Origin of the sequence: Thalassotalea crassostreae (genome assembly GCF_001831495.1) — a bacterium.
Classification (GTDB): domain Bacteria; phylum Pseudomonadota; class Gammaproteobacteria; order Enterobacterales; family Alteromonadaceae; genus Thalassotalea_A; species Thalassotalea_A crassostreae.
This window is the reverse complement of sequence record NZ_CP017689.1, coordinates 423,839-448,861: the sequence shown is the minus strand read 5'-3', so window position 1 is coordinate 448,861 and position 25,023 is coordinate 423,839. Positions and strand designations below refer to the sequence as shown.

General features: G+C 39.8%; 16 protein-coding genes. 10 read left to right on the top strand and 6 right to left on the bottom strand.

The features are described 5' to 3' along the window. Window positions 1–58: 58 nt before the first annotated feature. Both LT090_RS01950 and LT090_RS01945 read left to right on the top strand, forming a co-directional pair. Entirely contained in the window at window positions 59–1,519 is a 1,461-nt protein-coding gene (locus LT090_RS01950; protein ID WP_068546813.1) for a DUF1501 domain-containing protein, read from the top strand. Next, window positions 1,516–4,164, top strand: a complete 2,649-nt coding sequence (locus LT090_RS01945) for a DUF1800 family protein (RefSeq protein ID WP_068546814.1) — start codon at window positions 1,516–1,518, stop codon at window positions 4,162–4,164. The genes LT090_RS01950 and LT090_RS01945 overlap by 4 nt, the downstream gene beginning before the upstream one ends. Before the next feature lie 165 nt (window positions 4,165–4,329). Here LT090_RS01945 and galK read toward each other — a convergent pair whose 3' ends face one another. The 3 genes from galK to galE are packed head-to-tail and all read right to left on the bottom strand — an operon-like array spanning window position 4,330 to window position 7,551. After that, on the bottom strand, window positions 4,330–5,490 hold the full coding sequence (galK, locus tag LT090_RS01940; protein ID WP_068546815.1) for a galactokinase: 1,161 nt from the start codon (window positions 5,488–5,490) through the stop codon (window positions 4,330–4,332). 1 nt (window position 5,491) lies between these two features. Then, window positions 5,492–6,529, bottom strand: coding sequence for a UDP-glucose--hexose-1-phosphate uridylyltransferase (locus tag LT090_RS01935; RefSeq protein ID WP_068546816.1), 1,038 nt, complete (start codon window positions 6,527–6,529; stop codon window positions 5,492–5,494). 14 nt (window positions 6,530–6,543) lie between these two features. After that, a complete protein-coding gene (gene galE / locus LT090_RS01930) occupies window positions 6,544–7,551 on the bottom strand; it encodes a UDP-glucose 4-epimerase GalE (protein WP_068546817.1) in 1,008 nt (335 codons plus the stop codon). Window positions 7,552–7,734: 183 nt separating this feature from the next. Between galE and LT090_RS01925 the strand changes: the two genes are divergently transcribed. Continuing rightward, window positions 7,735–9,420: a right-handed parallel beta-helix repeat-containing protein gene (locus LT090_RS01925; RefSeq protein WP_068546818.1), complete on the top strand. Its 1,686-nt coding sequence runs from the start codon at window positions 7,735–7,737 to the stop codon at window positions 9,418–9,420. 20 nt (window positions 9,421–9,440) lie between these two features. Beyond that, on the top strand, window positions 9,441–11,012 hold the full coding sequence (locus LT090_RS01920; protein WP_068546819.1) for a sulfatase: 1,572 nt from the start codon (window positions 9,441–9,443) through the stop codon (window positions 11,010–11,012). A gap of 47 nt (window positions 11,013–11,059) precedes the next feature. Here the strand turns inward: LT090_RS01920 and LT090_RS01915 are convergent, their stop codons facing one another. Further along, complete coding sequence (locus tag LT090_RS01915; protein WP_068546820.1) at window positions 11,060–12,184, bottom strand: lactonase family protein; 1,125 nt, start codon at window positions 12,182–12,184, stop codon at window positions 11,060–11,062. Window positions 12,185–12,337: 153 nt separating this feature from the next. Between LT090_RS01915 and LT090_RS01910 the strand changes: the two genes are divergently transcribed. From LT090_RS01910 to LT090_RS01885, 6 genes are all read left to right on the top strand, one after another. Further along, window positions 12,338–13,933 (top strand): sulfatase, encoded by a 1,596-nt coding sequence (locus LT090_RS01910; protein WP_068546821.1) that lies wholly within the window; start codon window positions 12,338–12,340, stop codon window positions 13,931–13,933. An 8-nt stretch (window positions 13,934–13,941) separates the two neighbouring features. Continuing rightward, a complete protein-coding gene (locus LT090_RS17100; protein WP_068546822.1) occupies window positions 13,942–15,621 on the top strand; it encodes a sulfatase in 1,680 nt (559 codons plus the stop codon). A gap of 12 nt (window positions 15,622–15,633) precedes the next feature. Further along, on the top strand, window positions 15,634–17,205 hold the full coding sequence (locus tag LT090_RS01900) for a sialate O-acetylesterase (RefSeq protein WP_082897190.1): 1,572 nt from the start codon (window positions 15,634–15,636) through the stop codon (window positions 17,203–17,205). A 53-nt stretch (window positions 17,206–17,258) separates the two neighbouring features. Beyond that, the gene (locus tag LT090_RS01895) at window positions 17,259–19,772 is read left to right on the top strand and encodes a glycoside hydrolase family 95 protein (RefSeq protein ID WP_068546824.1); all 2,514 of its coding nucleotides are present in this window, start codon (window positions 17,259–17,261) and stop codon (window positions 19,770–19,772) included. A 25-nt stretch (window positions 19,773–19,797) separates the two neighbouring features. Next, window positions 19,798–20,088: an EF-hand domain-containing protein gene (locus LT090_RS01890; RefSeq protein WP_068546825.1), complete on the top strand. Its 291-nt coding sequence runs from the start codon at window positions 19,798–19,800 to the stop codon at window positions 20,086–20,088. Window positions 20,089–20,672: 584 nt separating this feature from the next. Continuing rightward, a complete protein-coding gene (locus tag LT090_RS01885; protein WP_068546826.1) occupies window positions 20,673–21,158 on the top strand; it encodes a VOC family protein in 486 nt (161 codons plus the stop codon). A gap of 117 nt (window positions 21,159–21,275) precedes the next feature. On the opposite strand, the gene LT090_RS01880 is transcribed toward LT090_RS01885, so the two are convergent. Further along, the gene (locus LT090_RS01880) at window positions 21,276–22,772 is read right to left on the bottom strand and encodes an alpha-L-fucosidase (RefSeq protein WP_068546827.1); all 1,497 of its coding nucleotides are present in this window, start codon (window positions 22,770–22,772) and stop codon (window positions 21,276–21,278) included. Window positions 22,773–22,847: 75 nt separating this feature from the next. After that, window positions 22,848–24,944 (bottom strand): hypothetical protein, encoded by a 2,097-nt coding sequence (locus LT090_RS01875; protein WP_068546828.1) that lies wholly within the window; start codon window positions 24,942–24,944, stop codon window positions 22,848–22,850. Window positions 24,945–25,023: the final 79 nt, after the last annotated feature.

The following is a 25,023-nucleotide window of genomic DNA, read 5'->3' as shown; positions in this document are numbered from 1 at the left end:
TATAAGTGAAAAGATGTCAATTTAAGCTTATAAAAATAAAGAACGTGGTAATAAAACTATGAACGATAAAGTACTGACTCGTCGAAAATTTTTAAAAGGTACATACAAAGCTAGTATTGGTGCGACTGCTGTCAATGCATTAGGTTTGTCCAGCTTGCTGACCGCAACTAATACTTTAGCAGCGGAACAAGATTATAAAGCGCTAGTATTTATTTTTTTGGCTGGAGGCAACGACTCTTTTAATATGGTTGCCCCAAAAGGCAACGGTTCCTTAAGAACAAGTTATGAAAATGGTCGACGTAATGCGGCAATTGACGCAAACCAATTAAATGCCATAACACCTAAGTCAAATGTCAAAATTTTTGGTGATATTACCTATAACGAATTTGGCTTGCACCCTGCTTGTGCCGATATGGCCGATATGTTTAATAATGAAGAAATGTCGATTGTATGTAATGTTGGCAATCTATACGAACCAACAACACGTTGGAAATTACTGAATGATAAAGTAACACTGCCACCTCAACTATATTCACATAGCGATCAACAGCTGCAATTTCAAAGTCAGCCTGAAATTCCATTTCGATTTGGATGGGGCGGTCGCTTAGCGGAAATGATCGACGATTATAATAGTAATGGTAATGTTTCTCCTCTTATCTCTGTATCGGGATTAAATTCGTTTCAGGTTTCATCAGGTACCGATTTATCTGCCTATGTAATGGGCTATGACGGCGCAGTAAAACTTAATGGCGTTACAAACGAAAGAAAAACGTTATTAGAATCTTCAATCGATAGTATCGATGCTTCTTCACATTTGATGATGCAAAAATATCGAGATGTTTTTAGTTCCGCAAAACGGTCTGAAGCAATTGTCACCAGTGCATTTACCGAAGCGGCACAAACGGGTGTTGACTATGACGCGATATTTACAGCTGCCGGTGCAAGTGATAGTAAAATAGGTCGACAGCTTAAAACTATCGCAAAAATGATCGCTGGCCGAAACTCTACAGGTAATAACAGACCTATCTATTTTGTCGAAATGAATGGCTTTGATACCCATAAAAAGTTACTAACTAATCATGCAAATCTAATGACAGATCTCAATGCCGCATTAAAGGCATTTAAAGACGTATTAGTCGCTCAAGGAGACTTCGATAAAACACTAAGTTTTGTTGGTTCAGAATTCGGTCGCACATTAACACCTAATGGTACTGACGCGGAATTTGGGACAGACCATGCGTGGGGCGGCCACGCTTTATTAATGGGGGGTATGATTAATGGTGGTCAAATGTTTGGTACACATCCCGACTTAAAATTAGAACAAGGTCTTGATGCTAGTTCAGGCCGTGGTAGATGGATACCGACAACATCAACCAGCCAATGTGTCGCTAAAATTGCCAATTGGTTTGGCGTAAGTCAGGAGCAACTGCCATTACTGATACCAACAATAAGCAACTTTCCAGACACTTTTAACGCGAGTTCTAACTTAGACTTTTTTAAACAGGAAATTAACTCATGAATAAGACAGTGATCAATAAAAAACTGTTAATGACATTAGCGTCCTTGAGCATACTTAGTGCCTGCGGTGGCGGAGGCGGTAGCAGCGAAAAAGAAGTTAAAGTTGCCCCAACTCCGGAACTAGCAACGGTTTCAATTAGCACATTGGTATCGATAGCAGTAGAAAAAAACAACCAGATCGCAAAATTTAAGATTGAACGAGATTCTGGTAACGAAGAGCTAACCATAAATTATCAATTATCCGGCAATAGTGATGTAACCAAAGGCTCTGCTAGCAATAATGATTATCAACTATTTTATGCTGACGGTACCGCTGTAGCTGATAACTTCATTATCCCTGCCAATGAAAGCTCGCGTATTGTTGAACTTGTTCCTAATAAAGATGAAAGTTTTGAAGTTCCTGAGCAACTTAATATAAATATAGCAGAGCACGATTCTTATCAGTTAGGTGAAAACGCGTCTGTATCTTTAACTATTATTGATGCCGAAAACACTCGAGAAAATGCAAAAGTTTTTTATGGTGTATTTGCTCCACAGGGTGATGCGATTACCTCAGGCACAGGTGTTTTAAGTTTTATTCTGCAAGGGGATAACGAGCAAGGAGAGCTAAATTATAGTTTTACTAACTTAGGCTCAGAACAGACTGACCAGCATATTCATTTAGCTCCATCAGGGACAATGATAAAAGACCTTGAAGAGTTTGGAAATATTGAAGGTATGGTCTGGGATCTCGCACCTGGTGGCATTTTCAAAACAGAACAAGAAATGCTTGATACACTTTTTAACGGTGAGTTTTTTGTCAATATTCATTCGGCCGATTATCCACAAGGTGAAATTTCAGCAACGCTATTGTATGACGCCAACATTACGCCTCCTGCACCAGTTGATTTAACGGCTGCTGATGTTGATAGAGATATTATTCGTTTCTTAAATCAAACAACCTTTGGCGCGACACCTGAAGACTATGAACCTCTGAGAGCGCAAATAAATGCAGACGGTAGCAATCGCATGCAAGTATATAATCAGTGGATAGATCAACAAATAGCTATGCCAACGAGCAGCCTGTATGACTTTACTGATGCTATAACGGATTACTTTCCCGAAGAGCCTGGTGTGTATGTGCGCAGAGATGCGTTTTATAATCTAGCCCTTCATGGTAAAGATCAGCTGCGTCAACGCATGGCTTTTGCCCTTAGCCAAATTTTAGTGGTAAGTGATGAAGCTGCGGCTATTCGCAATGCCTATAAAGGTGCATCTCTGTATTGGGATAACCTTGCTAGCCATGCTTTTGGTTATTATAACGACGCACTATATGACGCTACATTAAGCCCTATCATGGGGACTTGGCTAAGTCATTTATATAATCAAAAACAAGATGTTGGCGCGGGTTATTACCCTGATGAAAACTATGCACGTGAAGTTATGCAGTTATTTAGTTTTGGTCTTGTACATCTAAATAAAGACGGCACTATTGCACTTGGCGAAGATAATTTGCCAATACCAACATACAATAACGAAACAATCAAAGAAATGGCACGAGTATTCACAGGCTTATCATTTAGATATAAAAATGATGGCGCTAAAAAAGTAGCTAATAACAACTTCTTTTTGGGTGACTGGGCTAACGAGTACCAATACCGCTGGCTTGAACCAATGAAATTCTTCACTAGCGAGCATGACTACGGCAGTAAAACCTTATTTACTGACGTGAATGGCACGGTCACTGTCGCAGCGAGTACTAATAAAACCGAAGCAGCGGCAATGGCCGAGGTCGCGCATGTGGTAGATAGTTTAGTTGCTCATAGCTCAACGGCACCATTTATCTCAAAACAACTTATTCAACGCTTTGTAACCTCAAATCCAAGTACAGGATACGTCGAACGAGTTGCCAACAAATTTGCCGAGAAAGGAGATTTAACGGCAACCATAAAAGCAATTCTTTTAGATGAAGAAGCTCGTAATCCTAAAGTGCAAAACTCGATAAGTTTCGGTAAAGTCAAAGAACCAGTAATACAGCTAACAGCTGCCTTACGCTTGTTTAAAGCCAAATCCCGAATCGCTTTGGACGATACTGCAGACACTACCTTTGAAAAGCCAATTCCTGGTTTAGACTTAGAATTAGCGAGCCAATATCAACCAGGAGCATCACTAATAAGAATGGGAGATATAGAAATTGGTCAGCGCGCATTAGGGGCAAATTCGGTATTTAATTTTTATTTACCTAGCTACACACCAAGTGGTGCATTAGCAAGTAATTCTTTGATGTCACCAGAATTGCAACTGCTAACTGAAGCACAAATGTTTGCGACAATGAATATCTATAATACGTTAATGACAGATAGCCTTTATCGTAATGGCCCAGGTAAATACAGTGAAGTTTATGACAATTGGCACTTAAAAGTTTGGCTGCAACAAGATGACTATTGGGATATTTGGGAAAAAACTTCAGGTACTGACACAGACAAGGCAACAGCGGTTGTCGATCACTTAGATTTTTATTTAAATGCAGGCCAAATGAAAGCAAATAACAATCAAGGTACACGCAAAATCTTTATCGAAAATTTGGCAAATAGCGCCTCATCTAATCGATTTAAATTAGCATTTTATGGCAGTAATACCAGCCCTGAATTTATGATTCAGAAGTAACAAAAAAAATACTGCAATGACGGTGCTAGTTAAGTTCTTACTTTAATGAAGTTTTTAATGAACTTTCTGAGATACGCTGTGGCTATTAAACGATCATTCTAAGCCACAGCATTCTGGAGGAGGTTGCAGTCAAAAACATGCTGCAATGACGGTGCTTATTAACTATTAAGCGGGTAAAGGTTCAAGTTGCTCGACTTTAAGGCCACTACCAGCGTTACATACATAGATATCAGCAGTTAGCTGAAATCTGTCAAAGTATTGCTCACTAACTGCTTGCTTAATGCGACTGACATCTTCAGCACGACATAAACAGACAATCGCGCCACCAAAACCACCTCCAGTCATTCGCGCAGCACCGTTGTCGCCAAGCACCTGCTGACAAATTTCAACAAGGCCGTCGGTTGCAGCCACAGTTACTTCAAAGTCATCACGTAACGAGTTATGTGACGCTGACATTAACTGTCTAAGTGTTTTAATGTCGTTACTAGCAAGAGCTGACATTGCATCCATCACTCGTTGGTTTTCTGTGATTACATGATGTGCGCGTTTATATTCAACGGCCGTCAATTGCTCTCTTGATTGTGCTAATAGCTCCAAGTTTGCATCTCGTAGCATCGCTACATTCATTTTCTTAGCCGCTTGTTCACAGTCAATACGACGCTGATTGTATTCGCTATCAACTAATTTTCTTGGGTAGTTTGAATTAACAATAACGATGCTAAGATCTTCTGGGATTTTAATAGATTTAGTTGATAAATCACGACAATCAATCATCAACGCTGAGCCGGGCTCTCCCTTGGCTGAAATCATCTGGTCCATAATGCCACATTGACAATCCATAAAATCATTTTCAGCTTCTTGGCCAAGCAGCGCTATTTTTTCCGCCGAAAGGTTTAAACTTGAAGATTCGCTAAACATACCACCAATCGCTACTTCGAGTGCAGCAGATGAAGATAGACCACTACCTTGTGGTACATCTGAATCAATTAATACATCGACACCACCAAGGGTGTGGCCAGCACGCTTAATCACGAATGCCATAGCCCGGATATAATTACCCCATTGGGATGAACCATGGGTTATGTCGCCGCTCACATCGAAACTATCAGATTCACCTGGATAATTAGTTGAATGTACCACAACTAAATTATCGGCACGTTTTCGATACAAAACCTTAGTACAGAATTCTAATGAGCAAGGAAGTACAAAACCATCGCTATAGTCTGTATGTTCTCCGATAATATTCACACGACCGGGCGCTGAGGATAGTGTTGTCGCCGGGGAATGGTAAATTGATTCAAATTCAGTCATTAACGAACTAGTCATATTAAAGTCCTTTCTTATAATGTGTACTACTTGCTTCTTGCAAAATATTTGCAGCTGTTTCTGCGGTTAAATCTCTTTGGCTTTCAGCCAACATTTCGTAGCCAACCATATGCTTTTTAACGGTTGCAGAACGTAAAAGCGGCGGATAAAAATGTGCATGTAAACGCCAATGACTATCGTCATCTAGACTACTAGGTGCACTGTGCCATCCCATAGAGTATGGAAAACTACAATTAAATACGTTGTCGTATTTAGTCGTTAATTGCTTTAATGCATCACCAAGAGATGCTTTTTGCTCTGCATTTAATTGTCCCATATGGCGTACGTCGTCTTTCGCAATTAAGAGTGTTTCAAACGGCCATGCTGCCCAATATGGTACAACTGCCAACCAATGCTCATTACTATAAACAACACGCTCTTTCTGTTCGTTTTCAAAGTTAATATAATCAGCAAATAAATTACTATTTTCAGATTTCTTATATGCCGCTAAATGTTCATTCTCTACCTCTATTTCAGTAGACATATGATCATGCGCCCAAATCTGGCCATGAGGATGCGGCTGCGAACAGCCCATAATAGCGCCTTTGTTTTCAAACACATGCACACAATCGTATTGCTTAGATAATTCGTTGTAGTTACTTTGCCAAGTTTCAATAACCGCTTCGATTTCTGAGTTTGATAATTCGGGCAGCGTTTTTGAATGATCCGGTGAAAAACAAATGACTCTACATTCACCACGAGCTACATCAGCTTGGATAAATGAAGGTGATTCTTGGTTTACTTGGTTGTCATTATCACTGACTAAGGCACCAAAATCGTTTACAAATACAAAAGTATCTTGATATTCGGGATTTGATGTATCATTTGCACGTTCATTACCCGGACATAATGGACAGTTTTCATCATAGCTTGGTAATTGCTCTACGGCATCCGCCTCCGTTGCACCAGACCAAGGTCTATTGTTTCGATGTGGAGATACCAATACCCAATCACCGGTTAAAGGGTTCTTTCTTCGATGGGTAAATTCAAGTGAACTCATTTTTAATTCCTGTTTTATAAACCTTGTGGATACTTTGACTGCCAGCGCCAAGTATCTTCAGTCATATCAGACAAACCTAATGTGGCTTGCCAGTTCAATTTTTGTTTTGCTAAACTTGCATCCGCATAATTACAAGCGACATCACCACTGCGTCTTGGCGCGAGTTTATATGGAACCTCTTTACCTGCCGATTCAGCAAACGCGGTAATAACATCTAAAACGGAATACCCTTGGCCGGTGCCTAAATTATAGGCTAAGAACCCTGTATCTTTTTGGTGACTTAAAAACGCATCTACATGTCCTTTCGCTAAATCCATAATATGGATATAGTCTCTAACACCCGTTCCATCTGGGGTGTCATAATCATTACCATAAACGCTTACGAATTCCCTCTTCCCTACTGCCGTTTGGGCAATAAAAGGCATTAAATTATTTGGTATTCCGTTAGGGCTTTCTCCTAATAGACCACTTGGGTGAGCACCAACAGGATTAAAGTAGCGTAAAGATATCGCTAAACTATCATTATCTGCTTGGCAATTATCTTGCAAAATTTGCTCAACCATAACTTTAGTCCAGCCGTATGGGTTAGTGGCAGAAATAGGATGTAGTTCATCTAAGGGCAAATATTGTGGGTCACCATATACGGTTGCAGAAGAGCTAAAGATGATTTTCTTAACACCTGCGTTTGCCATCGCATCAAGTAAAACAACGCTGCCCGACACATTATTATCATAGTAGCGCCTTGGTTGTTCACAAGACTCGCCAACCGCCTTTAGTGCAGCAAAATGAAATACCGCTTGAATATCATGTTCAACCATCACCTTTTCAAGACGCTGTTGATCACGAATATCACCTTCAACAAACGTAAAATTATGCTCACTTATCAGTGTTAATTGCTCTAGTACGTTTATACTGGCATTTGACAAGTTGTCATAAATAATAGGGATTACACCAGCTTTACTTAAAGCTAAGCATGTATGACTGCCAATGTACCCTAGTCCGCCTGCTACTAGCACCTTCATTTTTAATCTCTTTTTATTATTAACGCTTATTTGTATGATAAATACTATATAAGATTATTTCAACCACTTTTTCTATCTTAACATGTTTTTGTATTATATATAATATTAAACTTGATTAGAAAGACCTTAATGAATAGACTCAATAAGCAATACTTTCCATAAATACTTTCGATGAGAATAAAAATGATTAAAGTAACAGTACGTCTTTTATTGTTGTGTAGTTTAGCTTTTTCAAGCTTTAGTTTCAGCTTGTCAGCAAACGCTACAGACTATTACGTTAACCCTGCTTTGGGTAAAGACGCCAACAATGGCACATCACCTGAACAGGCATTTAAGTCATTGAACAAAGTAAATAAATTGAAGTTAAAGCCAGGTGATAAATTATTGTTTGCTTCCGGCAAAGCTTGGTGGGGGCAGTTAACGTTAAAAAATCTAAACGGCAACATCGATAAACCAATTATTGTAAGTACTTACGATGCTGATGATACCAACAAAGGAAAACGTGCAATTATCAATGCCGCGGGTTTTGCCGCTGGCATAACTATTTTAAACTCTCGCCATGTTCAAGTTAGCAACCTTGCTATTACTGCAAATGCAGGTGGTATCAAAGAATGGCTAAAAAAAGCTTATGAAAAATCTCCTACAGGTAGTATGCGAATTGGTGTGCTTTTAGAAGCAAATCGAAAGGGTACTTATCAAGGAATTAATTTAGATAACCTTTTGATCCGAGATATTTATTTTAACGAACCCGGCATTGTTCGTTCTAAAAAGGAGACAGGCAGTGCCAATGGTACCGAAAGCTATGGTTGGGGCATCAGAGCATTCGCACGAAATGGCGGAAAATTTGACGGCTTAACTATCAACAACTCTGTCGTCACTAAAGTCTCGCACACAGGTATCAAGTTAAACGGTCCTAAAGACAGCCTAAAAAATGTGGTACTAAGTAACAACAAAGTATTTGATATTGGCGGCCCTGGCATGCAAATGAGTGGTGGCAGGGATGTTCACGTTTATCTAAATATTGTGAAAGATTCTGGCAGCACATCAGACACTCGCCACTGGGGCCGCGGCAGCGGTATGTGGACATGGGGTACCTCACACGCACTCATTGAATATAACAAATTTCTAAATGCTAATGGGCCTGCTGATTCAGCCGGTTTTCACATTGACTTTAACTGTGACAACATAATTATTCAGTATAATATCAGCGCCAATAACGCAGGTGGTTTTATCGAAATTTTGGGTAATAACTACAATAATGCCTATCGCTACAATGTAAGTATCAATGATGGTCACCGCATCAAAGGCAAAAACAACGCCTTTCAAGAAGGCAAAACGTTCTGGTTTAGCGGTTTTGTTGGCAAAGGCAAAGAGCACAGTGGCCCTTTCAACAGTTATATCTATAACAACACCATTTACGTTAAAGAAGAAATTTTAAGTAAAATGGCAGTCACCCGTATGTCAAAAGGGGCATTGATTGCCAATAATATCTTCCATGTTATGGGGAAAAGTAAAGCAGTAAAAGGCGATCAATATCGACCAGAAACCAAAGGCATTAACCACATCAAAAACGTCAATTTCGTTAATAACATTTTCTTAAAAGAGTCAACTTGGCCAGATTCTATTTTGATACAAGATAGTGCGCCGATTATTGGTGATGTGACCTTTGCCAACCCTGGTGGCGCTGCGCTTACTGATTACATTCCACAAAATAAAGACTTAGTAGCCAACAAAGGTATTGAAATTCCTTTCATCGAAGGCGACAAAGATGGCTTATTTAAGGGCTTCAAAATGGCCCATGATATCTTAGGCAATCCGATTGTTGGTAAGCCAGATATGGGCGCTATTGAAATTAGCACAGCTGAGTAATCCAAGAGATTAGTTAAAAAATGAAACTAATAATTAAACTAGCGGTGACTACGATCTTATTAGTCACCCAATCTGCTCAAAGTGCTCAAAGCGCTCAAAGCGCTCAACAAGAGCCGGCAAATATTTTATTTATTATGGCCGATGACTTAAATGACTTTGTTGGAGTTATGAACAACTCAACGGGCGTAAAAACACCAAACATAGATAAGCTTGCACAACAGGCGACCATATTTACTAACGCCCATTCAAATGCGCCAGTGTGTAGCCCGTCACGAGCCAGTTTGTTTTCTGGTATACAACCTCATGAATCGGGCCAATATGCATTTGGCAATTGGCGTCAAAATGAGATACTAGCTAATTCTCGTACGATTATGGAGCAACTAAGTCACCATGGTTATTTTAGCGCTGGAACCGGTAAACTCACCCACCATCAATGGCCTAACGCGTGGGATGAATTTGGCATTCGTCCAGACTACACGCCACTAGCATTTAATGGCAAAAAAGTAACTCAACATCCTGATGTTCCAGCTCCATACAATACCGATGTAGGCCCTTTAGATTCTACTTTTGCGCCGCTATCCACCGTACCAACGGTAAAACCTGACGGAAAAACAGCGGGTTACAAAGGCTGGTATTACGGCGGATTTAAAAAGCCATTTAATTACATCTCTGAGACTGATCGAGATCCATTGCCCGATGAAATGTACGCCCAATGGACTGTTGATAAACTAAGGCAGTTTGAACAAGACAAACTAAATAAACCCTTCTTCTTAAGTGTTGGCTTTATCCGCCCGCATACCCCACTTGTGGTGCCAGATAGGTTTTTCGACATGTATCCGATTAAAGACATCGTATTGCCAGAATTTGTCGAAAATGATGAAAGCGATACTCACTTTGAGAGCATATATGCACCAAAGACTTCATTGGGCCGTAAGCACTATAACGCTCTAATGGCATCGTATCCGAACAAAGAAATTGCGTTAAAAACCTATTACCAAGCCTATATGGCCAGTATCAGCTTTATGGATGAGCAAGTAGGTAAAGTCTTAACTGCGTTAGACAACAGCATTTATAAAGACAATACCATAGTGGTTTTAACCAGTGATCACGGTTACAACTTAGGAGAGAAAAATAATTTATTCAAAAATAACTTGTGGGAACGTTCGACTCGTATTCCACTCATTATATTTGATCCTCGCAGTGATAAACAACAGCGTATAAACCAGCCAGTTAGCTTAGTAGATTTATACCCCACCTTTATGGACTTCGCCAATATTAAAGGTGACAACCGTAAAAATGATAAGGGGGCGCTAATTAGTGGTACGTCATTAAAGCCAATAATTGATGGCGATGATAACGCCGAAAGATACGCATTAACCGTTGTAAGGTTATGGGGAAAAAATGGCATGAAGAACTTTGCCATTAGAAGCGAAAACTGGCGCTATATTTTATACGGTAACAATAAAGAAGAGTTGTATCACAATAAAGTCGATCCAAATGAAATAACCAATTTGGCTGACAATAAAGAATACGCAAATATTAAAGCGGAATTAAAATCTAAGCTTTTACAGCTCACCAAAAATGCCAAATAGAAACGCTAAAGACAAGCTATTGCCACACTATTAAACCTTATTTGCCGCTATTTTTTTAACATTAAAGTCTCAACCCAAATCGGATTATCACCGGTTTGGTATTGATGTACTTTAGTTAACTCCCCTGTGTCTTTATTTCGCTTATAAAGACCAAGGGTATTGCCCTTTTGACCTGCAACATAAATAAATTCATCGGTTTTATTTATGGTAAATGAACGAGGAAAATATTCGCTTTTATGCTCGTTTATCAAGGTTAAACGTCCATCATTTGCATTGATTTTATAGACCGTAATTCGATCAAGTTTGGCCTCTTTGTCACGAGTAGATATATAGAGAAACTTATTATCCGCTGACATATGTAAATCGGCATTGGTGATTCGACCGCTAGTATCTTCACTATTGGTCAACGCTTGAATCACTTCAAGATTGCCAGTATTAGCATCCACTGTCCAAACAGCAACACCTGGTTTGATTCTTTCTTGGGTTGAATAAGCAATATTCAATAACGGATGAAAGATTAAATGTCTCGGCTGCATAGCACCGTGTTTAGGTCCGATGGCAGATTCAAGCATGCTAACTTTGCCATTAGTTTCGTCAAAGGCTAATTGGAATATCTTATTTGGTGCGGTTGCAGGTACATACAATACTTTGTTATTCGGGCTAAATCGCACCGCATGCGCTTTTTTCTCTAATGCTATCTCCTGCACTAACTCACCTTTATAAACACTATCTTCTAATTTCCAAACGGAAGCTATTCCTTTGCCGTAGCTTGCGCCGGCAAGATAGCCATCGCTATGGTCGGTATTTAACTCCGTTGTTTTACCGCTCACTAATGCGTTATCTACTAAGGTAAGCCGTCCGTCCCCAGCTACTTTAAACGTTGCAATGGATGGCTTTTTACGATTTCCATCGATTCTCGCCTGAGCGTAAAGAAATTGTTTATTCTGGGAAAAGGTAAAAGATGATACTCCTTTTAACTTAACACTTTGCACGTCATCTAAAAGGCCGGATTGAGGATCAATCTTTTTTATATGAATCGCATCTCCTGCCGATAAATATAACAACTCCTGCGCCATAGCTTGAGAAGGCAATAAAACCATCATTGCAATAAACAAGTAGCTTTTTGCTATTGCAACTAGATGTAAAATGTTTGTGAATACATTGCTTTTCATTATCAATCTTATTTTGTATGATATATATTAAAATATAAGGATTATACTAATTGTAATTAAGTTGGCTATACCAAATCAACATAAAGCCAATTACAGAATAATTATAAATATCACATAAAAATCAAAACGATAACAATAATATTTGGATTAACCATGAAACAGCTTTTTATAGGGTTATTTACCTTAGCAGTATTTACAGGTAATGCTCTAGCAGAGACAGACAAAAGTGACCAGACTTCTCAACCCAATGTCATATTAATTGTTGTCGATGATTTAAATGACTACCAAGGTGTTTTTGGTGGCCATCCACAAGTTAAAACCCCAAATATTGATAAGCTTGCTAAAAGCGGTATTCGATTTACCAATATGCAAACTAACACTCCAGTATGTCAGCCTTCACGCAACAGTTTATTCACAGGTGTTTATCCTCATGATTCGAAAGACTTTGCTTGGACGGCAAAATATAAACATCCTGTTTTAAAACACAATAAAACCATAATGGAGATGTTTAATGATAACGGCTACTACACCTTAGGTACGGGTAAGTTAATGCATGGCAATAAAACCCCAGAATGGCAAGAATGGGGTAATAATGTTAAGCATAACTATGGACCAACAATTTTTGACGGTGAAAAACTCACTGCGACGAAAAATGTGCCTGCGCCGTTTAGAGATATTGGCGCCATTGATGGTTCATTTGGTCGCCTATCTGAAGGCGGCGTTTCGCCTGGTATTAAAGGTGAGCCAGGTTGGGTAAATGGCTGGACTAAAGTGCCATTTCGTTATGCCAGTGAAACCGACAGAGATTTATTACCCGATGAAGCACACGCGCAATGGGCGAAAACAAAATTTTCTGAGTTAGCGAAAAAGCCAACTAATCAGCCATTTTTTATGGGTGTAGGATTTGTTCGCCCGCATACCCCACTTTATGCACCGGATCGTTTCTTTGATATGTACCCACTCGAAACAATCGAATTAGCGCCTTGGATAAAAAATGACAAAGATGATACTTACTTTGCTGAAAACTTCCCTGATAACGGTAAAGGATTAAAGTACTACAGAACACTACTCGCTTCTTATGATGGTAATAGAGAAAAGGCAATGAAGATATACTTACAAGCCTATCTTGCCTGTATCACTTTTATGGATGAACAAGTCGGTGTGGTTATGGACGCTTTAGCAGACCACCCACAGTTAAATAAAAATACTATGATTGTATTTACTAGCGATCATGGCTGGCAAATGGGTGAGAAAGACTACATTTTCAAAAATTCACCATGGGAAGAAAGCGCTCGCATCCCACTTATTATCCGTCCGGCGAACAGTCTAATTAGCCAAGCGACCGTTGAACAACCAGTATCACTGATCGATATTTTTCCAACATTAGTTGATTACGGTCAGTTAAAGGGCGATCACAGAAATAATAACAAAGGCGGTAAATTAGGTGGTTTTAGTTTGCGTCCATTTATTGAAGATCCGGCCACGCAAAACTGGCAAGGACCGAATGGCGCATTAACGGTTGTCGGTAATTATGCAAACAGCGGCAAAGAAAAAAGTGTAGCAAAGCAAAATTACTCCTACCGTACCAAACAGTACCGCTATATTCGTTACTCAAATGGTCAGGAAGAACTTTATGATCATGACAGCGATCCACATGAATGGAAAAATTTAGCCGCGAACAAGCAATATCAACACACAATAAAAACGCTGAAAAATGAAGTTAGTGCCATCATTGGTCAACAACTGTAGGAGCACAAATGAAGATCACCAATATCATCAAGCGCAGCCTACTCGTTAGTTTGTTTTTTACAGTAAGTGCACAAGCTCAAGCAAAAGATGAGGATACCCAGGTTGATAAAAAACAGCCGAACGTGTTGTTCATTATTGTCGATGATCTGAACGATTATTTAGGCACTTTTGGTGGTCACCCGCAAAGTAAAACACCTAACATTGATGCATTAGCTGCACAATCAGTGCAGTTTTCCAACGCCCACACTAACGTCCCTGTTTGCTCACCATCTCGCAGTAGTTTGTTTACCGGCGTTTACCCTCACCAATCAAAAGACTTTGGCTGGACCCGCTTAGACCAGCAACACGTGGTTAAACACAATAAAACCTTTTTGGAATTGTTTAGAGAAAACGGTTATCAAATGTTTGGTACCGGTAAATTATTGCACCATAACAAACTAAAATATTGGGATGAATGGGGCGTACAAGAACGAATAAACTATGGTCCGCATGCATTTAACGGTAACAAAATCGTTGGCCACCCTTCTGTACCCGAGCCTTTTAGAAGCATTAATATTGTTGATGGTTCGTTCGCGCCGTTAACCGACGTACCAAAGTTTAATTTGGATAAAAATGCCAAAATCAAACATGCTGCTGGTTGGGGCTATCCATTCGCTCCGTTTCGATATGTTAATGAGAATGATCGTGACCGCCTGCCGGACGAGCAACATGCAATTTGGGCGAGTAATAAATTAAAACAGCTTGAACAAAATGAAAACGACAAGCCATTTTTTATGGGCGTAGGTTTTGTCAGGCCACACACGCCACTGTATGCACCTAAACGCTTCTTTGATATGTTTCCGCTTGACTCATTGCAACTACCAAATATTAAAAAAGACGATATAAACGATACGCCATTTAAAGATAATTATCCGATGTCACAAATGGGCTTGTCTTACTTTAAAGCATTGCAAGATTCATATGCTGATGATGAGGAAGGTCTAAAGAAGGTGATACAAGCTTATCTTGCTTGTATTGCCTTTATGGATGAGCAATTAGGAATTGTCGTTAACGCTTTGAATAACTCGAAGTTCAAGAACAATACTATTATCGTTTTTACCAGCGATCATGGTTGGCAATTTGGTGAGAAAGACTACTTATATAAAAACTCTCCTTGGGAAGAAAGTACAAAAATTCCAATGCTTTGGAAAGTACCGGGCAAGAGCGTTGCCGGTTTAAAGGTCGAGCAACCAATGTCTCTCATTGATATTTATCCAACATTTCAAGAGCTCGCTAACCTGCAAGGCAGTACAGAAAAATCTAAAGGTGCAGGTCCACTTGGCGGTTTCAGTATTGCGCCATTACTCGATGGCCAATCAGAACATTTGTGGCAAGGACCAGAAGGCGCTTTAACCATGATGGGCGTTGGTATCGATACGCCAATCAAAGGACTTGCTGTAGGTACAAATCCTCAAGCATTATGGCATGTAAAAGTAATTAAAGATTTGCCTGATGAATATATTTGGCAACAAACCTATTCATACCGAACAAAAGACTGGCGCTACATTCGCTATAAAGATGGACAAGAAGAGCTATACGATCATCAAACTGACCCTTTTGAATGGCATAACTTAGCATTATCGAAAGAACACCAGCAAGTTAAAAAAGAACTGTTTAAGCAAATGTCCGATATTATCGAACAGCAATAAGTGATAAAAATTATGCTCTCAAAATACCGATGTACAGCGAAAAAATTTATTCTACTTTGCCTATTACCTCTAACGATAAGCGTCGCTAATGCTGAGGTAAAACTCGCCACAGTATTTGCAGACTCTATGATAATCCAACGAGATATGCCGATAAATATCTGGGGAACTGCAGTTGCGGATGAGCAAGTCACGATCATTCTAAATGATAAAAGCTATCTTGGAGAAGCGGATAAAAATGGTGAATGGTTAATCACACTCCCACCTCAAAAAATGGCGACTCAACAGTCTATAAAGGTATTAGGTAACAACACTGACAAGAACACTGGCAAGACCAATACCATTGAACTGACTAACGTTGCATTTGGGGATGTCTATTTGGCTTCTGGTCAGTCAAATATGGAATATAAGGTTAAACAAATATTAAAAACGTTTCCAAATGAAACCAAACTTGAACAATACCCCGATGTTCGTCAATTTAAAGTTGCTAGGCACTATGATTTTCAGGGGCCATTACAAGATATAAAAAGTGGTAAGTGGCTTACTGCATCTTCAAAAAGCGTTACCGAATTTTCTGCTGTCGCTTGGTTTTTTGCGAAAGAATTATACCAACACACGCAAGTACCGATAGGCATTATCTCTTCTAGTGTTGGCGCAACGCCAATTGAATCATGGATGAGTGTTGAGTCATTAGCGAATTTTCCAAAAACACAAGCCTTGGCCTATAACCTAGCCGATGACAAATTTATTGAGAACTTAAAAACACAATATGCCGATGAGCGAGCGAAGTGGTGGCAAGAAAACCCTAACGCTAAAAAGCTTGAGTTTGCCGTTAAACACCGCACAAGTTTAGATTTTAAACCCGTTGGATTTCATAATGCGATGATAGCGCCACTGGCAAACATTAAGCTTTCTGGCGTTATCTGGTATCAAGGAGAAAGTAACACTAGAGAACCATCTAGTTATGCCGATAAATTCACAACGCTAATCAATCACTGGCGCGCACTATTTAGTCAACCACAACTGCCGTTTATGTATGTGCAACTGGCTAACTTTCAAAAGCCAGATGAACAACCAAGTGAAAGCGCATGGGCCGAGCTCAGACAGGCTCAAACGAAAGTATTAAACACTACAAAACATACAGCGATGGCACTCGCTATTGATGTCGGCGAACGTCACGACATTCATCCCCAAGATAAACAAACCGTAGGCCAACGCCTAGCATTAAGCGCTAGAAGTCTTGTCTATGGAGAAACCACGTTAAATTATTTAAGCCCTATGGTTGATGATGCAAAAGTAACTAATGGCAAAGCAATATTTAGCTTTAAACATATCAACAAAGGGTTAACTGTCGATGGAAGCACACTCCAAGGTTTTGCTATAGCAGGGGCTGACAAGAAATTTATTTGGGCGAATGCAAAGTTAGAAAATAGTGGCACAAATAATGGCAAAGTCGTTGTTTGGCATGACTGCATAAATTCGCCTAAATACGTACGCTATGCGTGGGGTAATAATCCGGAGAACGCCAATTTATATAATGACCAAGGGTTACCTGCGACGCCGTTTAATTATGAATTAGCCCACTAATGAAAACAAAGACACCAGTCAATATAAAAGCAATAGTAGCAAGGATTCATAATATGAAAACGGGCAAGTTAAATCCTGTCAAAAGCTCGATTAAAGTGAGCATTTTTACCTTGCTTAGCGTTTTTCTTAGCGCTTGCAGTGAAGAACCGCAATCAAACTCTGATATAGCCAACCAATCTTTAACAGAACATTCTTCTCCACTCATCAAAGCAAGCAGTGGTAAACAACGCTTATGGTATAAACAGCCAGCAAATGACTGGATGAGCCAAGCTTTACCCATAGGTAACGGCTATATGGGCGCAATGTTATTTGGCGGTGTATCTGAGGACAGAATTCAATTTAACGAACAATCATTGTGGGCTGGAGGCCCTGGTAGTAGCGACAGCTATAACAGTGGTAACCGCAAAGATGCACATAAAGCGCTACCTGAAATTCGTGAATTAGTTCGCAGTGGCAAATTTGAACAAGCGCACCAGTTGGCTAAAACGGAGTTAACAGGCCAGATAAGTAAAGAAGAGAAAACCGCTGATAGTCACACATTCGGTGATTTCGGCTCTTATCAAGCGTTTGCTGATGTGTATGTAAGTCAAGAATCTACGGGAAAAGACAATATCAAAGACTATAGTCGCTCCCTCGATCTTGAAACCGGCGTCGCTAGCGTTAAATACGTACAAGGCCAAATCAACCATAAGCGTCAATATTTTGCTAACTACCCGTCTAGAGTAATGGCATTTCATTATCAAAATGATGCGCCAACAGGAGTTGACTATAACGTTCGATTGGAGTCGCTACATCCGGTACAAGTAACCAGTGATAGCAATACACTCATTTTATCCGGCGCCGTTGCTGACAATGACATGGAGATGGAAGCTAGACTAGAGATCCGCGTACAAGACGGTGAGCTGAATATAAAGGATGGTCAGGCTTACATTCGCAGCGCCAAAGCCTTTACGTTAGTGCTCACTGCGGCAACCGATTATCAAGATATCGCGCCAGAATATAACGGCAACGATTACAGCAAGTTTAATAAACAAACATTGGCTGCTGTAAAAGATAAAAGCTACCCACAATTGTTAACTGAGCACATCAGCGATTATCAATCACTGTTCAATCGCGTTTCACTGACACTCGAAAATGGCATTACTGAAAATACCGCACAGTCTCTAGATGAAATCGCAACTGATCAACGCATTTTAAATTACAGTAAGTCGCCTGACGATGTAAATTTAGAAGCACTGTTTTTCCAATACGGACGTTACTTACTGATAAGTAGTTCTAGACCGGGCTCTCTGCCAGCAAATTTACAAGGGAAATGGAATGACTCTTTAGCCCCTGCTTGGGCATCGGATTATCATTTTAATATTAACGCCCAAATGATTTACTGGCCGGCTGAAGTAACCAACCTTGCTGAAACCCATGAACCTTTTCTTGAATACACGCAAAGCTTAGTAAAACCTGGGCAAGTAAGCGCCAAATCATTTTTTGGCGTTAATGGTTGGGTAGTGAATACCATGAACAACATCTTTGGTTATACCGCAACTGGTTGGGGTTTTCCTTGGGGGTACTTCCCTGCTGGTGCCGCTTGGGTAAGCCAACATCAATGGCAGCACTATGATTTTAATGGTGATCTCACTTACCTTAATGATGGCGCGTTATACACCATGGAGCAGGCCGCATTATTCTGGCTTGAGTACTTGCAAGAAAATGAACAAGGCCAACTCATTTCAATTCCAAGTTACTCACCAGAACACGGTGGTATTTCAGGTGGTGCTTCGATGGACCATCAAATCGTATTTAACTTATTTACTAATTACCTTAATGCATGTCAGATTGAAACGACAAAATGTACATTGACCAGTCGAGTGGAAATAGCGAAAGCCAAGCTAATGCCACCACAAATTGGCAAATGGGGACAATTACAAGAATGGGCAGAAGATTTAGATAATCCAAAAAGCAAACACCGCCATGTATCGCATATGTTCGCCATATACCCTGGTAATCAGATAGGTCGTTTAAGCACGCCGAAACTTGCCGAAGCAGCAAAGGTTTCATTAAACGCTCGTGGCGATGATGGCACCGGCTGGTCATTAGGTTGGAAAATGAACTTATGGGCTCGTTTAGCCGATGGTGATCGCGCCCATAAACTGCTGCAGCGCACTATGCGCAGTGTTAACTTTAAGCGAAAAACCACCGGCCATGGCCAATATGCAAGCGGTGTTTATCACAACCTATTATCTGCTCACCCGCCATTTCAACTCGATGGCAACATGGGTGCCACGGCGGGTATAGCCGAAATGCTACTGCAATCACACGACGATGCGATTGAATTGTTGCCAGCCCTACCAAACGCTTGGCCAAACGGTGAGATAAAAGGTTTACGCGCACGTGGCGGTTTTGAAATCGATCTCGCTTGGCAACAAGGAAAACTTACCCAAGCCAATATACGTAAAACAGGCCTTAAAGTTACTGAAAACAACATAAAGGTTAAATACGGTAGTAAAGAAATATCCGTTAGCGATGATGCAAGCCTTGCATTGAGTCTAAACGGTGAATTAGAAAAACAATAAACATAATAAAAAACGGAGAACAACAATGAAAAAAGTAATATTAATTACCTTAACAAGCATTTTATTCGCAGCTAGCGCGCAAGCCACTGAATGGTTGAAAACTCGCTTTGCCGAGTTAGACACTGATGGCAATGGCTACTTAAATAAAACTGAAATGCGTGGTACAACCAAGCAATGGATGGATGAAGCAGGTATGGCTGAGCAAGAGCAGATAAAGCGTACCAACAAAAAACTAGTCAAATTAGATACCAACTCTGATGGCCAAGTTTCTGTGGATGAATTTATCTCTGATCACCAGAAAAACAAGAAAAAGTAACCGCTATTTCTTAGATTAAGTAACAGCAATATTAAAAGGGTTTGCATAAAGCAAACCCTTTTTCATTTACGCCATAAAGAGGAGTAGAGAAAGAGCAACGTCATCCTGTGCGACTAGACCAAGGATGGTCGTAGGTAGAATAACGCAGGAGCAGTTATCGAGCCTAAGCGAGATGAGGGACCTCATTGAACGCCATGTGGATAGAAGAAAACGACTTCCTGAACTTGTTTCAGGATCTGTTTTGGTATTGCTATGACCGGCTGAAAAGTGCCAATCTCCGCCAGTCACCTTAAGCAATAATAGAAACAATGACGGTGCTTCTTATCTATATTTGTTATGGTTGCTCGCTCTTTTTAGCAGGTAGTTTTATGATTACATGACGTTATATTGCAACCTGCCTCAAGTATGCTTTTTGCTATTATTTTCGAACTTCATAAATCATAACCTAAACATCATAACCCAAACACCATAACAAAATATTATCATTATTATAATAATTGATAATTTCTAATAATTAATAGCTTTCCATATAATAGCCTCATTGAAACAAGCAACCAATTAATTAACACTTAGGAATTTATATTATGAAAATGAATCATGTAGGCCTTATGGTAGGCGATATGGACAAAGCGGTAGAGTTTTACACTAAAGCATTAGGCCTACGCATTGTTATGAATAACACCAAAGTTCAAGAAGAACGTGAATCGGCAATAGGCAGAATGTGTATTGCGGTTTTCGGTGAAGGTTTTGAAGGTTTTAACATTGCTCACTTAGTAACAACAGACGGTATTGGCGTTGAGTTGTTTGAGATGAAAAACCGTGAACAGCGTCACAATGTAGATTTTAACCGTTTAGGTATCTTCCATTTTTGTTTACAAACTGATGACTTTGAAGGCGCAATTGAACGTGTTGAACAGTATGGTGGTAAAGTACGTATGGATATCATGCGTTACCACCCAGAAGACGATTCTAAGCCAGCTAAAATGGTTTACTTAGAAGACCCATTTGGTAACTTATTTGAGTTTTACTCACACACTTACGAAGAAACTTACGCGACTGATTACGAATAATATTCAATCAGAAACTCTGTTACAGCAGAGTGACCAAGTCAAAAGTTAAAGTCAAAAGTGAAAAATGAAAAGTTAAAAAGTCTACCTAGGTAGACTTTTTTTGTTGGAGAAATATTATTATTTACTCAGTCTTAATCCCCAAACGAATTGGCCTGATTTATTTTGCGGCAGATTAACGATAATGGCGTTATCTTTTGTGGTAAATGTTAGCGCCGATGGCGCATTGATAAGCTCTATTTTTTTCGCGTTAAATTGAGCAGTTTGTGGCAAGGTTACTTTGCCATTGGCTGGCCAGTCAACAAACCATGCATATAGATCACCGTCTTTTTCGGTATAGCGAATTGCCGATTTATCATAATGCCAATTTTTAGCACCGCCAGCACGCAATCCATTAAGTGTGCCTTCACCATAAATCTTCCAAGGAGTCGACTTATGAATAGCATCACCATTTACTTGCATCCATTGGCCAATTTCAATAAGCGCTCTTTCTTGGTTTTTATCAAGTGTGCCATCAGGTTTAGGGCCTATATTTAATAACAAATTGCCATTACGACTAACAATATCAATAAAACCTCGTAATATCGAATCGGTAGCAAACGCCGGCTTATCACCTGCATAACCCCAACTGCCGTTTACCGTAAAGTGAGCTTGCCAAGGACGTTTTTGTATACCGCCTTCTATGGTCTTCTCAGTATCATAGATAGCCTCTCCTGGATTAAGAGCATCGCGCTTCCATGACAGCGCTACGGTTTTATCCAATTCAACGCTAGTATTATAGAATTTGGCAGTCACCCGACGTAATGCATCGCTAAAGTAATCTTTATTGTATTCAGTGCGGGCATCACAAACGCCGCCATCGACAAAAATATAATCCGGCTGGTAGCTATCGATGAGCTCGTTCATCACTCGTTCCCATTTCAGTGCATCTTCTGGGCGAGGTGGTTCAGTATCGCCGCGACGCTTGCCGTAAAGTCCTTCGTTGGCTGGATCCCACGTATCAAACTGCGGACGAAAATTATAATATTTCCAATGTCTGCCGTAATGAGTTGATACACCAGCTTTAATGCCTTTTTTACGCATCGCGTCAGTTAATTCTTTAACCACGTCACGCTTTGGCCCCATTTTCATGGCATTCCACTCGATCTCTTTTGAATCCCACATAGCAAATCCATCATGATGAATTGCAGGTGCGGCAAAATATGTCGCCCCAGTATTTGCAATTAACTCTGCATAATAGTCGGCATCAAATTTATCTAAGGTTAGCTGCGGAATAAAATCTTTATAACCAAACGACTTACGGTCGCCGTATGTTGTGGTGTGGTGTTCAACGAACGACGACGCGTACTCAGGATGTCTTTGCATGTTAGGATTATCTGCAGTGTAATACATATTCGTGGGATACCACTCGTTCTTGTATGCAGGAACAGAGAATACTCCTAAGTGCATAAAAAAGCCTAACTTACCTTCGCTATACCACTGCGGCACATCATAAGACGCTAGTGAGTCTTCACTGGTATCGTATTTTTCTGAGGCTGAAATTGAGTTTGCCGTAAAAAAAGCAGCGAGAAAACAACTTATACAAATGGCATATTTAATTTTTGTTATGGTTAGCATTATTTACTTTTCACACCTTTGTTATATTAAATAAGATCAATTTAATGGCTGTTATCTTGGCTACTTATTTGGCTATTATTTTTGCAGCTTATTTGGGCCTAATCGATATTGATAAATACCGTAATTTACCTCTCGCATGTAAGAGATTAATTCATAATAAATCTGGTCAGTCATCGACACTAAACCGCAATTGGCATTTTCACCATTACCACGTCCAGCGGTGGTTGAATTTGCCCACATAAACCAGTGAGCACCGACAATTCGAGGATTTCTTAACGCACCTTCTACAAAGTTTTTGTACTTTTCACCGCGATTTCTTTGATTAGACGCATACCCTAAGCCGGTAAAAAATTTGCCTGCGTCTAACGCGCCGAAATTAAACTCGGAAATAATAAAAGGCTTGTCGATATCTTTCGCTGGAAATGGGTAATGTTCAACTTCGTTTTCATAAGCATTAAATGTCAAAATATCTACGTATTTTGCTGCGACCGCAACGTTGATATTATTCTTATGGTTTCCGTGCCAACGACAGCCTAAGTAAAGCTTTCCTGGCGCATGTTCTGCGATAAGTTCTTTACTGGTTTTAAAGTACATATGAGTCATGTTGGTATAATGAATCACGTTTATATCTTTCAGTAGGCGATGCTTTACTTGGCTCGCTTTAACTTTGGTGGTTAATAGAGCCTGCCAACTTTTAAAGTTACTGCCGGCTTTTTGGTTAAAGTTTTCAATCGTTTTAAGCTTTTCTTTTAGCAAAGCCACATAGATTTTTTTACCTGCGCTATTTTTGCCGTGAGCAAGAGTACTTGCGGCGATGCTTTGTGGCGTGCCCCAATGGATTTCGTTATTGATAAAAAAGCCAAAAAAGTAAGGATCATTTTTTACATTCGCCGCTTTTGCTTTTATTTTTCTGGCAAGTTCAGCTTTCCATTTAGGGTCAAATACATCGGGAAATTTGTCGTGAATTTCTGGTTTAGTTGCACCAATAAATACAGTGTATGGCAGTTTCTTACTCTCACTCGAGCTAGCAACATCTTCGTTAGACCAACCACCTAAGGTATTTAGCCCCCAACTTTTCATTCTATCTAAACTAATATCAAGATATTTTTGTTCGCTGTCATCACCATATTTTCGGTGTAAATTTTTTGAACCATGGTAATAGGTTTGTCCTTTAAAGTACTGGCTATTGGCGTAATTTTTAGTGGGAATGCCTTCAAAGAAGTGCTCTCGACCTTTTATCGGTGTGCCGACGGTTAATTTACCGGCACCATTGACCCCTGTTGACCAAAACAGGTTGCCATCTGGATTTATTATCCACCACTTCCCTTCTATTTTCTGTGTTCTAAAATGGCCAGTTGCTTCAAACTTTGGCCCATTAGCAAAACCGCCAAAACGATCCCACTCAATTGAGCCGGTATGCTTTGCTAAATCTTTTTTCTCAATCTCTATTGCCTGTTTAAATTGACTATCGTCAGTGATCTTTCCCGGCCAAGAGTCATGTTTGTACTGGCCATATTTATTGATAAACGGGAAAAAGGATTTTTTGTCGTTTGCGTATAGATCAGGTAATGCTGGGCGGTTCTTGAAGATGCGTTTAACTACAACTTTTCGCTCGAAGTTTTGCGCCTTAAAACCAATTTGGACACCATTGATATGTTTGGCATCGACGCCTTCCCAAATCATTATTACGCCGTTCGGCAAGCCTTTCATTCCAGGGAAATCTTTCTTGTGACTATAGTCACTAGAGGTAATTTGATCGCGAATTAATACGTTGTTATAAACCAGATTCTCTAGTGGCTTTAGGTAACCGATATGAGCAAGACGTTGTTGCTTTGAACTGGCTTTATTTTTCTTATCTCTAAGCGGGCTTTCATACAGAATTTCAGGATCAAAACGTAGACTTTGCTTAGTTTTATTCTCTAACTCAATGCTCAAGAAAGCATGCTCGGTTAAATCCCAATAGCCTTTTTTAGGGCTAAAAACTATCTGCCCGCTTTGCCCGGCAGCAATTGTTAATTCAAGTCCATTTTCGGTTTGCTTGGCCGAAATGTTTTTAGCAGAAACAGACTCCATTTCGATTGCATTCAAATTAACTAACTCAGTGCTACTTGTTTGTTTAGCTAGACTTGGCAGAGACAACATTAAGACAAATAAAACGACTAGATTTTTCATGTTTACAGGTACTTGTAATTAAATTGATTATTTTTAGTATTGGTGTTTAAGCTAAATTAACGACTGAAAAAATCGCGCT